Below are 14,180 nucleotides of genomic sequence, written 5' to 3' on the forward strand. Positions count from 1 at the left end.
ACTTCTCCGTTAGTCCTGGCCGCTGGCTTGTTCGGCGTCTTGGGCAGGCTGTTCGGTCTTGACGTTGCCGGCCGGCACGGCCTTGACCTCGGCGCCAGGCTGCACGAACTGCAGGCCTTCGGTGATCAGACGGTCGCCTTCCTTCAGGCCTTCCTCGACCAGCCAGGCACTGCCGGCGGTGCGATCAGCCTTGAGTACGCGCAGCTCGACCTTGTTGTCGGCACCCACCACCATCGCCGTCGGCTCGCCGCGCTGGTTGCGCGTCACGCCCTGCTGCGGAGCGAGAATGGCGTTCTGCCTGACCCCGGAGAGCAGCTCGGCATGCACGAACATGCCCGGCAGCAGCAGATGGTCCGGATTGGGGAACACCGCGCGCAGGGTCACCGAGCCGGTGCTTTCGTCCACTGCCACCTCGGAGAATTCGAGGGTGCCTTCATGGGCGTAACGGCTGCCGTCTTCCAGTTTCAGCGCGACCTTGGCGGCGCTGTCGCTGGCCTTCTGTAAGCGGCCTTCGGCCAGGTCGCGGCGCAGACGCAGCAGTTCCTTGCTCGACTGGGTGACGTCGACGTAGATCGGGTCGAGCTGCTGGATGGTGGCCATGGCGTTGGCTTGACCATTACTGACCAGTGCACCTTCGGTCACCGCGGAGCGGCCGATGCGCCCGCTGATCGGCGCCATCACCTTGGTGTAGCGCAGGTCGATGCGCGCCTGTTCCAGTGCGGCATCGGCCTGTAGACCGGCAGCACGTGCCTCGTCATAGGCCTGCTGACTGACGGCCTTGTCGGCTACCAGCAGCTTGTAGCGGTCAGCCAGGGACTTGCTGGAAAGCTGAGTGGCCTGCGCGCTCTTGAACGCGGCTTCGTAGGTGGCCGGGTCGATCTGGTACAGCTGCTGACCTGCCTTGACCTCGCTGCCTTCGGTGAACAGGCGCTTCTGAATGATGCCGTTGACCTGAGGGCGTACCTCGGCGATGCGATAGGCGCTGGTCCGACCTGGCACCTCGCTGGTCAGTGCAAAGGGTTTGGCTTCGAGCGTGACCACTCCGACTTGCGGGGTTTGCTGGGTTTGTGGGGCGCTGGATTCCTGGCAACCGGTAAGACCGAGCATTGCCACGGCGATGGCGGAAACCAAGACAGCGAAGGCTGGCTTCGAGTGCATCTGAGAACCTCGTTTTTATCGAATCATGGCCCAAAGGGCGAAGGGGACGAAGGCAGGGGAAAAAATCGATGGGGAAATATACTTACGTACGTGAATGTTTGTAAATGCCTAAAGCTGCCTGCATACTCTCGCCCGTCCTCCTTTACCGGAGCTTTACATAGAGGCGAAATCGGGTAGACAGATGGCCAGAAGAACCAAAGAAGAAGCGCAGGCGACGCGAGTACAGATACTCGATGCTGCCGAGCGGGTGTTCCATGCCCAAGGCGTTTCCCGTGCGTCTCTGGCCGAAGTGGCGAAGGAGGCCGGCGTCACCCGCGGCGCCATTTACTGGCACTTCGAGAACAAGATAGACCTGTTCCAGGCCATGCTCGAGCGCCTGCGTCTACCACTCGAAGAACTGGCGCGTGCCAGCGAGAGCGAGGACGAGCCGGACCCGCTGGGCTGCATGCGTGAGTTGTTGATCAAGGCACTAACGCGTCTGGCCTGCGAGCCACAGACCCATCGCACCCACGACATCCTGCGTTACAAGTGCGAATACACCGGTGAGCTGCTCGGCCTGCGCGAGCGCATGCAGGCGCTGAGCATCGAGTGCGATCAGCGCATCGCCAAGGCGCTGGGTAATGCGGTCAACAAGGGCCAGTTGCCGAGCGACCTGGATTGCGCGCGCGCAGCCATGTGCCTGCACGCCTACATGGAAGGCATCGAGGCCAACTGGCTGCTGGTGCCCAACTTCGACCTGGCAGCCCAGGCCCCGGCGCTGGTCGATACCGTGCTGGATATGCTGCGCAGCCCGGCGCTGCGCCTGATGCCGGTGTAGGAGCGAATTTATTCGCGATTGCATCGCGGATAAATCCGCGCCTGCAAGGCACTGGGCCGAACCTCAGCCCGCCTTACGCTGCGCAGGCCAGTCAGGCAGGACGTGTGGCGCGAGCAGTCGTGCTTCCAGCCTGGCGACGAACTGCTGCGCCTCTGCTTCGCTGCGAAAACTCACGCAATGCTGATCCAGACGGACCTGCCACAGGCGCTCGCCGCCCTGATCGTAGGGTTGGACGACAATCTTCATGTTGACCACCTCCCTGAGCTGCGATGCCTCGCAGCGCTTGTTGGGGAGGCTCAGCATAGTCCTCGTGCATGACCTTTTTCTGACGTGGATCAAACAGCCGAGCAGGGCGATGACGGCTTTGCGATAAGCGGTACCGCGAAGGAAACGTGACCGGCTCGAACGAAGCGGTGGGCTGAAACGGATCGCTGCTCGGCCCATCCTACACGCCGTGACACGACCGTAGGGTGGGCTTCAGCCCACCACTCCAGCCCACCACAGACCCACCACCATTGGCTTCAAAACCCTTCGAGCACGATCTTGCCCTTGGCCTTGCCACTTTCCAGCAGCGCATGGGCGCGGCGCAGGTTGGCGGCGTTGATGGTGCCGAAATGCTCGCCGAGGGTGGTCCTGAGCACGCCGCTGTCGACCAGCCCGGACACCCGTTGCAGCAGGCGATGCTGCTCGATCATATCGTCGGTCTGGTACAGCGAGCGGGTGAACATCAGCTCCCAGTGCAGTGACAGGCTCTTACGCTTGAGCTGCATCACGTCCAGTGGTTGCAGCGGGTCATCGATCAACGCCAGACGCCCCTGCGGCTGCAGGCATTCGACCAGTTGCGCGTAGTGCTGGTCAGTCTGGGTCAGGCTGGCGACGTGGGTGACCTGGCCGACGCCAATGCGCGCCAGTTCCTCGCTCAGCGGCTTGCCGTGATCGATCACATGATGCGCGCCCAGCTCACGGACCCAGACCTGGGTTTGCGGGCGCGAAGCGGTGCCGATCACGGTCAGGCCGGTCAGGCGTCGCGCCAGCTGGGTGAGGATCGAACCAACACCGCCGGCCGCACCGACGATCAGCAGGCTCTGGCCCTGATCGGTCGAACCTTCGGCGATCTGCAGACGCTCGAACAGCAGCTCCCAGGCGGTGATGGCGGTCAGCGGCAGGGCCGCCGCCTCGGCGAACGAAAGGCTTTGCGGCATTTTGCCGACGATGCGCTCGTCGACCAGGTGCAGCTCACTGTTGGCCCCGGCACGGTCGATGGCGCCGGCGTAGAACACCCGGTCGCCAGGTCGGAACAGGGTCACTTCGCTGCCCACGGCCTTGACCACGCCGGCTGCGTCCCAGCCCAGCACCTTGGCGGCACCGTTTTCGGGGGCGACGCCTTTGCGGATCTTGGTATCGACCGGGTTGACCGAGATGGCACGCACCTCCACCAGCAGGTCATGCGGGCCGGGTGAGGGAGCGTCCAGTTGCACGTCCAGCAATGCTTCGGGATGGTCGACCGGGAGGGATTGGTAGTAGGCGATGGCTTTCATGCTAGGGCTCCGGTTTACGGGTTCAGGCGATAGGACTCATGGTCATCCGTTCTGCTGGTTGAAAAAAGCGCCTGCGGATAGAGTCTCTTTCATTATTATTTTGAAAGTGAGCCGCCATGCTGCGTTTCGACGACCTGCAACTCTTCGTGCGTACCGCTGAAACCGGCAGCCTGTCGGCCGCGGCGCGGCTACTCGACGTATCACCGGCGGTAGCCAGCGCCGCGCTCAAGCGCCTGGAGCAGCAACTGCAGGTGCGTCTGCTGGCGCGCTCGACGCGCAGCCTGCGTCTGACGCCCGAGGGCGAGCTGTATCTGGTGCACGCGCGCCTGGCCTTGCAGAGCCTGGAAGAGGGGCGCCAGCAACTGGCCGGCAGCCAGGAAGGCATTCGTGGAGTGTTGCAGCTGTCGGCGCCCTCGGACTTCGGCCGCAACACCCTGCTGTCCTGGCTGGACGAGTTCCAGGGCGAGCATCCGCAACTGCAGCTGCGCCTGCTGCTGGCCGACCGGGTCGCCGATCTGTTCCGCGAGCCGGTGGACATCGCCCTGCGCTATGGCGCGCCGGAAGACTCCAGCCTGGTGGCCTTGCCGGTGGCGCCGGACAATCGCCGCGTGCTCTGCGCCTCGCCGGCCTATCTCGCGCGGCAGGGTACGCCGCAGACGGTGGAGGAGCTGCGCCAGCACAACTGCCTGCTGTACATGCTGCACGGCCGCGTGCATGACCGCTGGCGCTTTCAGGATGGCAAGCGCGAGATGGTCATGAGCGTTGCCGGCAACCGGGTGTGTGACGATGCCGATGTCACCCGACGCTGGGCCGTGGCCGGGCAGGGCGTGGTGTATAAGTCCTGGCTGGACGTGGCCGACGACGTGCGCGCAGGCCGGCTGCAGGTGCTGCTGCCCGGCTGGCTGGGCGAGCCGACGCCGCTGTATCTGGTGTGTGCGCACCGGGCACAACTGAGCAAGGCGGTGCATCTGCTGCGCGAGTTTGTGCAACTGCGTTGCGAGACGCTGCTGGCAGCGGCGCTCTGGCGTTGACGATAAAGTGCCGGACGCCTGCTAGACTCCTTCACTTGACCGCTGCGGCAATGCACCGCAGTGCCGTGCTGCCATCCTCTGTTTAGAGTCGCGCCCCATGAAACTGGCCCGCAAAGACCGCTCACTGACCGCCTGGGTGCTGTACTTCAGCATCCTGTTCAGTGCGTTCGTCTGCGCCATCAGCCACGGCCAGATGGCCGGCATGCAGCTCAGCGGTCTGGACGGGCAGTACTGTTCGTTCGAAGGCAACTTCGGCGCGGGCGCCGATCTGGACGGCTCCGGTATCGTCGCGCCGAACCCGGCCACCGGTGCGGGCTGCGCCCTGGCCAGCCTGTTCAGCGCGATCATCCTGGCGGCGTTCTTCGGCCTGCTCGGTTTGCTCGCTGCCGAACGCGTGCGTCCGCTGCCAGCCCTGCATATCCCTCGGCTTGCCCGTTATCGCTGGCCTCCCGCCAACCCTCGCGCTTCTCCCTTTTTCGCCTGATCCGTCCGCCCGTTTGGGCGTCCCTATCATGCGTATGCCTTGCCGCACATTCACGCCTGCGGCTGGCTGGAGAAAGCTTCATGGCGTCTTCCCCCAATAGCACCGCACCTGCTCGTGAGCGTGCGGCGCCGTCGTTCTACAACCTGGCCTGGCGCTGGCACTTCTATGCCGGGCTGTTCGTCATCCCGTTCATGATCCTGCTGTCGGTCACCGGGATGATCTACCTGTTCAAACCGCAGCTCGATGCGTGGATGTACGCCGACCTGATGCAGGTGCCGGTCGCCGAGCAGCGTCTGAGCGCCGATCAGCAACTGGCCATCGTCCGCGAGGCATACCCGCAGGCCGCTGTCAGCAAATACCTGCCGCCTGCTGCGCCTGATCGTAGCGCGCAGTTCGTGATCAATCAGGATGGACGCGATCTGAACCTGTTCGTCGATCCCTACAGCGGCAGCATTCTCGGCACCCAGGATGCGCTGTGGAATTTGCAGGCGGCCTCGCGCAAGTTGCATGGCGATCTGCTGATCGGCACCGTCGGTGACCGCCTGATCGAGCTGGCCGCCGGTTGGGGCATCGTGCTGGTGGTGTCCGGGATGTACCTGTGGTGGCCGCGGGGCAGCAGCGGGGCGGGTGTGCTGTGGCCGCGCCTGAGCGCACGCGGGCGTTTGTGGTGGCGCGACCTGCATGCGGTTACTGGTTTCTGGGGCAGCGCGCTGCTGTTGTTCATGCTGCTCACCGGCATGACCTGGACAGGCTACTGGGGCGCGCAGTTCGCTGGCGCCTGGAACCACTTCCCCGCCGCCATGTGGGATGACGTGCCCAAGTCCGGGCAACTGACCGGCAGTCTCAACAGCAGCAGCCAGCAAACCGTGGCCTGGGCGGTGGAGGTCACGCCGCTGCCGGCGTCCGATCCGCATGCCGCGCACCAGGGCCATGCCGGGCATAGCGCCCCGGCAACTTCCGCGAGCCTGCTGCAGCATGTCGTCGACACGGCGGCTGAGCGTGGTGTGCAGCCTGGCTACAGCATCAGCCTGCCCAAGGGCGAGCAGGGCGTTTACACCGTCGCGCTGTTCGCCAACGACCCGCGCAACGACGCCACGCTGCATCTGGATCAATACAGCGGCGCAGTGCTGGCCGACGTGCGCTGGGCGGACTACGGCCCAGTGGCGCGGGCCGTGGAGAGCGGGGTGAAGCTGCACGAAGGCAAGATGTTCGGCCTGGCCAACCAGATCCTGATGGCGCTGGTCTGCCTGCTGATCATCTTCAGCTCGCTCAGCGGCCTGGTGCTCTGGTGGAAACGCCGCCCGGCTGGCCGCCTCGGTGTACCGCCACTGCGCCATGACCTGCCGCGCTGGAAGACCGCCATCGGCGTGATGATCGTGCTGGGCATGATCTTCCCGCTGGTGGGCGCCTCGCTGTTGCTGATTTGGGCGCTCGACCGCTCGCTGTGCTTGCTACCCAGAACCCGATTCGCCAATTGAGGCGTGCCATGTTTTTCGACCTTACCCACCCGGAGACAACCCATATGAACCTGCGCAAAAACCTGCTGGGCCTCGCTCTGATCCTGCCCGCGATGCTGGCCCAGGCCCACGAGTACGAAGTCGGCGAACTGCATATCGACCACCCCTGGTCGCGCGAGATGCCGCCCGTGGCGCCGACCGCGGCGGCCTATTTCGTCGTGCACAACAAGGGCAGCGAGGCCGATCGCCTGCTCACAGTCAGCAGCCCGGTGGCCGGCAAGGCCGAACTGCACGAGCACGTACACGCAGATGGCGTGATGAAGATGCAGCAGGTGCAGGACGTGACCATCCCGGCCGGTGGCGAGGTTAAGTTCGAGCCCATGGGCTATCACGTCATGCTGTTCAACCTGAAGCAGCAGGCCAAGGCCGGTGAGCGTTTCCCGCTGACGCTGACCTTCGAGAAGGCCGGCAGCGTCGAAGTGGAGGTGGCCGTGCAGCAGGAGGCCCCGGCTGGCCATGATCATGGTGATGCTCACGACCACGGCAAGCACCAGCACTGATGCTGTTCACGGCACGCAGGCGCACCTTCGCCGCCCATCTCGGGCTGCTGGCGCTGGTCCTTACCCTGCTGGCGCCTCTGGCGTCGCAGTTGCGTGCCGAGCCCACTGACTGGCGCTGGCTGAACGAGCTGGCCTGCCATGACGGCGGCGACCCTGAACCGGTTGCCAGCGATGGCGGCAGACCGGCGCTGCAGGTGGATGCCTGCGGCTACTGCTCGCTCTTCTCCCATTGCCCCGCGCTGGCGGGCAGCCGTTGGGCAATCGCCGCGCGACAGTCGCCCGTTCACCAGAGGGGCGCAGCGCTCCCGCTTGCACCGCTGCCCTGCACTCATTTCCCCCGCGCACTGTCACGTGCGCCTCCCATGCACGCCTGAGTTCTTCTTTCGCGAGGGCTAGCCGGCCCTTTTTGCAAATCGACCATTCAGGTATTCGCATGTCCGTTTCCTTCGTTCCGGGCGCTGTTTCCGTTCGCCCTGGTTTTCCCCTCTCTGCCCTGGCCATCGCCTGTGGCCTGTGCACCATTACGCCGTTGCATGCCGAGGAGCATGTTCACGAACTGCCGCCCACGGTGATCACGGCAATCCAGCAAAGCTCACCGCTGACCGTGGTGGCCGATCCCAAGGACCCGCGCCAGCCGGTGCCAGCCAGCGACGCTGCTGATTACCTCAAGACCATCCCGGGTTTCTCGGCGATTCGTAGCGGCGGCAGCAACAGCGACCCGGTGCTGCGCGGGATGTTCGGTTCGCGCCTGCTGCTGCTCACCGACGGCGGGCAGATGCTCGGCGCCTGCCCCGGTCGGATGGATGCCCCAAGCTCCTATATCGCTCCAGAAACCTATGATCTGCTGACCGTCACCAAAGGCCCGCAAACGGTGATCTGGGGCCCAGGTGCTTCGGCCGGCGTGGTGCGCTTCGAACGCGAGCCGGAGCGTTTCGGCGAGCTGGGCGCGCGCCTGCATGCCAGCGTGCTGGCAGGCTCGAACGGTCGCTTCGACCGCCTGATCGACGGCGCCGTGGGTGGTGAGCAGGGTTACCTGCGGGTGATGGCCAACCGTTCGCATTCGGATGATTACGACAATGGTGACAGCGACACCATCGGCTCGCGCTGGGATAAATGGAACACCGACGTGACGTTGGGCTGGACGCCGGATGCCGACACCCTGATCGAACTCAGCGCCGGCCGTGGCGATGGTGAGGCGCGCTACGCCGGGCGAGGCATGGACGGCACCCAGTTCAAGCGCGAAAGCCTGAGCCTGCGCGTGGAGCGCAGCAACCTCGGTGGCGTGCTGGATAAGGTCGAGGCCAAGGTCTACTACAACTACGCCGACCACATCATGGACAACTTCCGCCTGCGCGTGCCGAACCCGGCCAGCATGATGGCCATGCCGATGGCCTCGCAGGTCGACCGGCGCACCCTCGGTGCCCGGTTGGCGGCGATCTGGAAGTGGGATGACCTCGAGCTGATCACCGGCATCGATGCGCAGCGCAGCGAGCACCGTGGACGTCGCTCCACCTACAGCATGATGACGGGCTACACGGACGCCGACCGCTTCCCCTGGAGCAAGGACGCGCTGATGCACAACTACGGCGCCTTCACCGAGGCCACCTGGAGCCTGGCCGAGCGTGATCGGCTGGTTTCCGGGGCGCGGGTGGATCGAGCCTCGGCCAAGGATTACCGGCAGAGTTCTCGCAGCATGATGGGCATGACTCGGCCCAACCCAACGGCGGGCGAAACGCGCGCCGAGACCCTGCCCAGCGGCTTCGTGCGTTATGAGCACGACCTGTCCGGCTCGCCGACCACCCTCTATGCCGGCATTGGCCACGTACAGCGTTTCCCGGATTACTGGGAGCTGTTCTCTGCAGGGCTGAACGGCCCGGCCGGTTCGCGCAATGCGTTCGACGGCATCGAGCCGGAGAAGACCACCCAGCTCGATATCGGTATCCAGTACCAGGACGACAAGCTGCAGGCCTGGGCTTCGGCCTATGCCGGGCAGATCCGCGACTACATCCTGTTCGACTATCGCGGCATGGGCACCCAGGCCGACAACATCGATGCGCGCATCATGGGCGGTGAGTTGGGTGTGGCCTATGCCTTCGCCTCCAACTGGAAGGCCGATGCCACACTGGCCTACGCCTGGGGCAAGAACAGCTCGGACGGCGAGGCGCTGCCACAGATGCCGCCGCTGGAGGCGCGCCTGGGCCTGAGCTATCAGCGTGACGCCTGGAGCGTCGGCGCGCTCTGGCGTGTGGTCGATGGCCAGGGCCGCACCGCCGACGGGCGTGGCAACGTGGTAGGGCAGGACTTTGGCGACAGTGCCGGCTTCGGCGTGCTCTCGCTCAACGGTGCCTACCGCCTCAGCGAGCAGGTCAAGCTCAGCGCCGGTGTGGATAACCTGCTCGACAAGCGCTACGCCGAGCACCTTAACCTGGCGGGCGATGCCGGCTTTGGTTTCCCGGCCGAAAGCCGCATCGACGAGCCGGGCCGCACCCTCTGGGCCAAGGTCGATTTCGATTTCTGAGCCACTCGGTTGTGGGAGGGGCTTTAGCCGCGACTGACAAGGCTCCAGTCCCTCCCTGCGGTATTGGACCCGTAGCCCGGATGCAATCCGGGAGTTTGCTGTTGACCCTCCCGGATTGCATCCGACCTACGATTTGGCGCGCTAATACAGCCTTAAGGTTCACGCGCGAGAGTGGTCCTCGCAGACCCACTTTCACCCTGCACCGAAGAGGACTTCATCATGCGCAAACTGCTTCTGCTGTCTCTGGCTCTGGCCAGCCCGCTGACCTTCGCCGCCACCGAATGCACCACCGCCGACAAGGCGCAGTGGCAGGATCAGGACATCTTCCAGGCCGACCTCAAGGCCCAGGGCTACCAGATCAACAAGTTCAAGGTCACCAAAGGCAACTGCTACGAAATCTACGGCTTCGACAAGGACGGCAAGAAGGTCGAGATCTACTTCGACCCGGTCAGCGGTGATGCCGTCAAGAGCAACGTGGAAAGCTGATGAACGCCGCGACCGTACGCCTGTGGGACCCGGTGGTGCGCCTGTTCCACTGGTCCCTGGCCGGCGCTTTCCTGGCCAACTACTTCCTTACCGAAGAGGGCGAAAACTGGCATCGCTGGTTCGGTTACTACGCCGTGGCCTGGTTGGCGATTCGTCTGGTCTGGGGCTTCGTCGGTACGCCGGCGGCGCGCTGGGCCGATTTCTGGCCGACCCCGGCACGCCTCGGTGCGCACCTGCGTGCGTTGATTGGCGGGCAGCCGTATCACCGGCTGGGCCACTCGCCGCTGGGCGCGCTGGTGATGATCCTGATGATGACGCTGATGCTCGGTCTGGGCGTGACCGGCTTTCTGATGGAGGAGGTCGACTACTTCTGGGGTGCGGATCTGCCGCAGGAGATTCATGAATTCTGTGCCAACGCGCTGATGGCGCTGGTCGGCCTGCATATCGCGGCCGCCTTGTTCGAGAGCTACCGGCTGCGTGAGAACCTGCCGCTGTCGATGGTCACCGGCAGGCGGCGCAAGCTGCCGGAACACTGATACGACAGTCGCGGCTAAAGCGCCTCCCGCTGTGGGAGGCGCTTCAGCGGCGACGGCCTTGCTCAGGCCAGTCGCGCGTCCAGGCTGTTCTGCGCCAGGCGCCTGGCCTGTGCTTCGGTCATACCCAGGTGCTCATGCAGGGCGGCGAAGTTCTCGCCGACGTAGCCGCCGAAGTAGGCCGGGTCGTCCGAATTCACCGTCACCTTCACACCGCGCTCGAGCATGTCGAGGATGTTGTGCTGGCCCATATGCTCGAACACGCACAGCTTGATGTTGGACAGCGGGCAGACGGTCAGCGGAATCTGCTCGTCGATGATGCGCTGCATCAGGCGCTCGTCCTCGATGGCGCGCACGCCGTGGTCGATGCGCTTGACCTTGAGCAGGTCAAGCGCTTCCCAGATGTACTCGGGCGGGCCTTCCTCGCCGGCATGCGCCACCGCGTGCAGGCCTTCGCTGCGCGCCTTGGCGAACACGCGCTCGAACAGGCGCGGCGGGAAGCCCTTTTCCGAACTGTCGAGGCCGACGCCGATGAAGGCATCGCGGAACGGCATGGCCTGTTCCAGGGTCTTGAACGCCTCTTCCTCGGGCAGGTGACGCAGGAAGCTGAGGATCAGCCCATGGCTGATGCCCAGTTGCTGCTCGCCATCGCGCAGCGCCTGCTGGATGCCGCGCAGCACCACCTCGAATGGAATGCCTCGGTCGGTGTGGGTTTGCGGGTCGAAGAAGGGTTCGACGTGGATGACGTTCTGCGCCTTACAGCGTTGCAGGTAGGCCCAGGTCAGGTCGTAGAAGTCCTGCTCGGTACGCAGCACGTTGGCGCCGGCGTAATACAGGTCGAGAAATTCCTGCAGGTTGTTGAAGGCGTAGGCTGCGCGCAGGGTCTCGACATCGGCCCAGGGCAGAGCGATCTGGTTGCGTTCGGCGAGGGCGAACAGCAGTTCAGGCTCCAGCGAGCCCTCCAGGTGCAGGTGCAGTTCGGCCTTGGGCAGGGCGTTGAGCCATTCGGGCATGGTCGGTTCTCGTTATCAGGCTTGGGTAGGGTAGAAGTTTAACCCTTTTGATCCTTCCCACGCTCCGCGTGGGAATGCCCTTGCAGACGCTCTGCGTCTGAGGGATGCAGAGCGTCCCAGGCTGGTCTCCCACGCCGGAGCGTGGGAGCCATCATCAGCCCTACGCTTCCTCGCGCCGATAGGCATAGGTATCGGCGAAGCGCGACAGCAGGTACGCGGCGCTGGTCACCGGTGTGTACCTGGCCGGGTTGGCCGCGCTGGAGCAGTTCGGCAGGCAGTCGATCAGCGTGTCGGGATGCGGTTCGGCGAAGAACGGCATCGAGTAGCGATCCACCCCCAGTGGGCTGATCACCCGATGTGGCGTCGAGGTGTACCGGTCGTTGCTCCAGCGCGCCATCATGTCGCCGATGTTGACCACGAAGCTGCCGGCAATCGGTGGCGCGTCGATCCACTCGCCATCGCGTGCACGTACCTGCAGGCCGCCGGCATCGTCCTGGTAGAGCAGGGTGATGCAGCCGTAATCGGTGTGCGCGCCAGCGCCTTGCTGATCACTGCTGGTGGCGGTGTGGCGCGGCGGGTAGTGGATCATGCGCAGCACGCTGATCGGCTCATGAAAGCGCGCGTCGAAGAAGTCGTGCTCGATGTCCAGCGCCATGGCCATGGCGCGCAGCAGGGTCTTGGCCAGGTCCTGCATGTCGGCGTAATGCTGTTCCATCAGCACCTCCCAGCCGGGCATCTCCGGGTGGCGATTCGGTCCGCGCAAGGGTTTGTCGGCCAGCACCTCGGGGTGATCGGCGGGCATGTGGAAACCCATGTCGAAGGTTTCCTTCAGATCGCTCGGTTTGCTCGGGTCGAGCTGCTCGGTGGCGATGGCGCCGTAGCCACGATGGTGGGTGGTCTGGGTGATATCGATCCTGAGTTTCTCTTCGGCGGGCAGTGCGAAGAAGGTCTTCGCCGCACTGAGCAGGGCGTCGATGCGCTCGGCGCCGATAGGGTGACCGACGATGTAGAAGAAGCCCCAGTCGCGGCAGGCGCGGTCGATCTGCTCGGCGACGGCAGGCCAGGCCGAAGCGTCGGCGGCGTAGAGCGGGGCGATGTCGATGATGGGCAGGCTGTTCATAAAAGCTCCGGGATGTTGCTGCGAGTCTTCTCGTACCCAGGGCAGCGATGCGTGGCACCAAAGGCCGGCGCCACGGTGATGCGGTTCTGCTGAGATAAGCAGGGACGGCATCGGTGATTTCCAAATTATCGCGGCTGAAGCCGCTCCTACAGGTGTGGGAGCGGCTTCAGCCGCAGGCTTTACCAATCTGCTTACTTCGGCATTTCGGCCTTCACGTTTTCCACGTAGTAGTTCATCGAGGCCAGCTCGGCGTTGGTCGCGCTCACGCCCTCGGCGATGCGTACCGCGCCACTTTGGTCCTTGATCGGACCGGTGAAGGGGTGGAACGCGCCGCTACGAATGTCGGCGATGATCTGCTCGGCCTCGCTCTTCACGTCAGCCGGCACCAGATCGCTGATCGGCAGTTCGATGGTGTCCTCCGCCAGGCCACCCCAGAAGTCCTGTGGCTGCCAGGTGCCGTCGATCACCGCCTGGGTGGATTTGACGTAGTGCGGGCCCCAGCCGTTGACGATGGAGGTGAGCACTGCCTTGGGTCCGAAGTGAGCCATGTCCGAGGCGTAGCCGACGGAGTAGATACCACGACGCTCGGCGGTCTGGATCGGTGCCGGGCTGTCGGTGTGCTGGAACATCACGTCCACGCCCTGGTCGATCAACGCGTTGGCGGCGTCGGATTCCTTGCCCGGATCGAACCAGGTGTTGACCCACACCACCTTGATCTCGGTGCCGGGGTTGTATTTGTCCAGCGCCAGCTGGATGGCGTTGATGTCGCGGATCACCTCCGGGATCGGGAAGGAGGCGATGTAGCCGACTTTCTTGGTCTTGGTCATCTTCGCCGCGAGGAAGCCGCCAACGTAGCGACCCTCATAGGAGCGCGACAGGTAGGTGCCGACGTTCTTGTCCTGCTTGTAGCCGGTGGCGTGCTCGAAGGTCACCTTGGGGAATTGCTTGGCCACCTTGATGGTTGGGTTCATGTAGCCGAAGGAGGTGGTGAAGATCAGGTCGAAACCGCCCTTGGCCATGTTGCGGATCACCCGCTCGGCGTCGGCACCTTCCGGCACGTTCTCGACGAAGCTGGTGGTGACCTTGTCGCCCATTTCCTTGATCAGCATCTGCCGGCCTTGTTCGTGCTGGTAAGTCCAGCCGTGGTCGCCGATAGGGCCGATGTAGACGAAGCCGACCTTCAGCGGATCGGCGGCGGAGGCGCTGAGCATGGCGCCAAAGCCCAGGGCGGCGACGAGGGTGCGCAGCAGCGGTTTTTTGCTCTTCTCGAACATGGTGGGTGCAGCTCCAGTCTTGGTATTGGGATGGCCGTTGGTTGGCTGATCCCATGACTGCAAAAAGCTGACCAACAAGACAGATAGCCGTGGCGGACCCATTTCATGCAGATGCGGTTGTACGGGATGGAACGGTCTTGGTGCGCAGCGCGTGCAGTTGCCGTTTTGTGGTGCGCAAAGGGCGACTGCTT

The 14,180-nt window shown here is 64.4% G+C and carries 15 protein-coding genes; 9 read left to right on the forward strand and 6 right to left on the reverse strand.

Going from position 1 to position 14,180, the window contains the following annotated elements:
* Window positions 1–9 precede the first annotated feature (9 nt).
* Window positions 10–1,158 (reverse strand): efflux RND transporter periplasmic adaptor subunit, encoded by a 1,149-nt coding sequence (locus CXP40_RS09735; protein ID WP_106733540.1) that lies wholly within the window; start codon window positions 1,156–1,158, stop codon window positions 10–12.
* Between the two features lie 181 nt (window positions 1,159–1,339).
* Here CXP40_RS09735 and CXP40_RS09740 point away from each other — a divergent pair, with 181 nt between their 5' ends.
* Window positions 1,340–1,975, forward strand: coding sequence for a TetR family transcriptional regulator (locus CXP40_RS09740; RefSeq protein ID WP_106733541.1), 636 nt, complete (start codon window positions 1,340–1,342; stop codon window positions 1,973–1,975).
* A gap of 63 nt (window positions 1,976–2,038) precedes the next feature.
* Here CXP40_RS09740 and CXP40_RS09745 read toward each other — a convergent pair whose 3' ends face one another.
* Window positions 2,039–2,221: a hypothetical protein gene (locus CXP40_RS09745; protein WP_106733598.1), complete on the reverse strand. Its 183-nt coding sequence runs from the start codon at window positions 2,219–2,221 to the stop codon at window positions 2,039–2,041.
* Between the two features lie 275 nt (window positions 2,222–2,496).
* Window positions 2,497–3,513 (reverse strand): zinc-binding alcohol dehydrogenase family protein, encoded by a 1,017-nt coding sequence (locus CXP40_RS09750; RefSeq protein ID WP_106733542.1) that lies wholly within the window; start codon window positions 3,511–3,513, stop codon window positions 2,497–2,499.
* A gap of 116 nt (window positions 3,514–3,629) precedes the next feature.
* On the opposite strand from CXP40_RS09750, the gene CXP40_RS09755 reads away from it, so the two are divergent.
* From CXP40_RS09755 to CXP40_RS09790, 8 genes are all read left to right on the forward strand, one after another.
* Entirely contained in the window at window positions 3,630–4,544 is a 915-nt protein-coding gene (locus tag CXP40_RS09755; RefSeq protein WP_106733543.1) for a LysR family transcriptional regulator, read from the forward strand.
* A 97-nt stretch (window positions 4,545–4,641) separates the two neighbouring features.
* Window positions 4,642–5,028, forward strand: coding sequence for a DUF2946 domain-containing protein (locus tag CXP40_RS09760; RefSeq protein ID WP_106733544.1), 387 nt, complete (start codon window positions 4,642–4,644; stop codon window positions 5,026–5,028).
* Window positions 5,029–5,108: 80 nt separating this feature from the next.
* On the forward strand, window positions 5,109–6,506 hold the full coding sequence (locus CXP40_RS09765) for a PepSY domain-containing protein (RefSeq protein WP_106733545.1): 1,398 nt from the start codon (window positions 5,109–5,111) through the stop codon (window positions 6,504–6,506).
* A 44-nt stretch (window positions 6,507–6,550) separates the two neighbouring features.
* The gene (locus CXP40_RS09770) at window positions 6,551–7,045 is read left to right on the forward strand and encodes a copper chaperone PCu(A)C (protein ID WP_177429646.1); all 495 of its coding nucleotides are present in this window, start codon (window positions 6,551–6,553) and stop codon (window positions 7,043–7,045) included.
* Window positions 7,045–7,419, forward strand: a complete 375-nt coding sequence (locus CXP40_RS09775; RefSeq protein ID WP_106733547.1) for a DUF2946 family protein — start codon at window positions 7,045–7,047, stop codon at window positions 7,417–7,419. Before CXP40_RS09770 ends, CXP40_RS09775 begins: the two co-directional genes overlap by 1 nt.
* A 59-nt stretch (window positions 7,420–7,478) precedes the next feature.
* Window positions 7,479–9,563, forward strand: coding sequence for a TonB-dependent copper receptor (locus CXP40_RS09780; RefSeq protein WP_106733548.1), 2,085 nt, complete (start codon window positions 7,479–7,481; stop codon window positions 9,561–9,563).
* 219 nt (window positions 9,564–9,782) lie between these two features.
* The gene (locus CXP40_RS09785) at window positions 9,783–10,049 is read left to right on the forward strand and encodes a PepSY domain-containing protein (protein ID WP_106733549.1); all 267 of its coding nucleotides are present in this window, start codon (window positions 9,783–9,785) and stop codon (window positions 10,047–10,049) included.
* Window positions 10,049–10,585, forward strand: coding sequence for a cytochrome b/b6 domain-containing protein (locus tag CXP40_RS09790; RefSeq protein WP_106733550.1), 537 nt, complete (start codon window positions 10,049–10,051; stop codon window positions 10,583–10,585). The genes CXP40_RS09785 and CXP40_RS09790 overlap by 1 nt, the downstream gene beginning before the upstream one ends.
* A gap of 62 nt (window positions 10,586–10,647) precedes the next feature.
* Here CXP40_RS09790 and CXP40_RS09795 read toward each other — a convergent pair whose 3' ends face one another.
* The 3 genes from CXP40_RS09795 to CXP40_RS09805 form a co-directional block, all read right to left on the reverse strand.
* A complete protein-coding gene (locus tag CXP40_RS09795; RefSeq protein WP_106733551.1) occupies window positions 10,648–11,595 on the reverse strand; it encodes an adenosine deaminase in 948 nt (315 codons plus the stop codon).
* A 160-nt stretch (window positions 11,596–11,755) separates the two neighbouring features.
* A complete protein-coding gene (locus CXP40_RS09800; RefSeq protein ID WP_106733552.1) occupies window positions 11,756–12,715 on the reverse strand; it encodes a 2-oxoglutarate and iron-dependent oxygenase domain-containing protein in 960 nt (319 codons plus the stop codon).
* Window positions 12,716–12,906: 191 nt separating this feature from the next.
* Window positions 12,907–13,989, reverse strand: a complete 1,083-nt coding sequence (locus tag CXP40_RS09805; RefSeq protein WP_106733553.1) for a BMP family ABC transporter substrate-binding protein — start codon at window positions 13,987–13,989, stop codon at window positions 12,907–12,909.
* Between the last annotated feature and the right edge of the window lie 191 nt (window positions 13,990–14,180).

It is taken from the genome of Pseudomonas sp. YY-1, from assembly GCF_002843095.1.
GTDB lineage: Bacteria > Pseudomonadota > Gammaproteobacteria > Pseudomonadales > Pseudomonadaceae > Aquipseudomonas > Aquipseudomonas sediminis_A.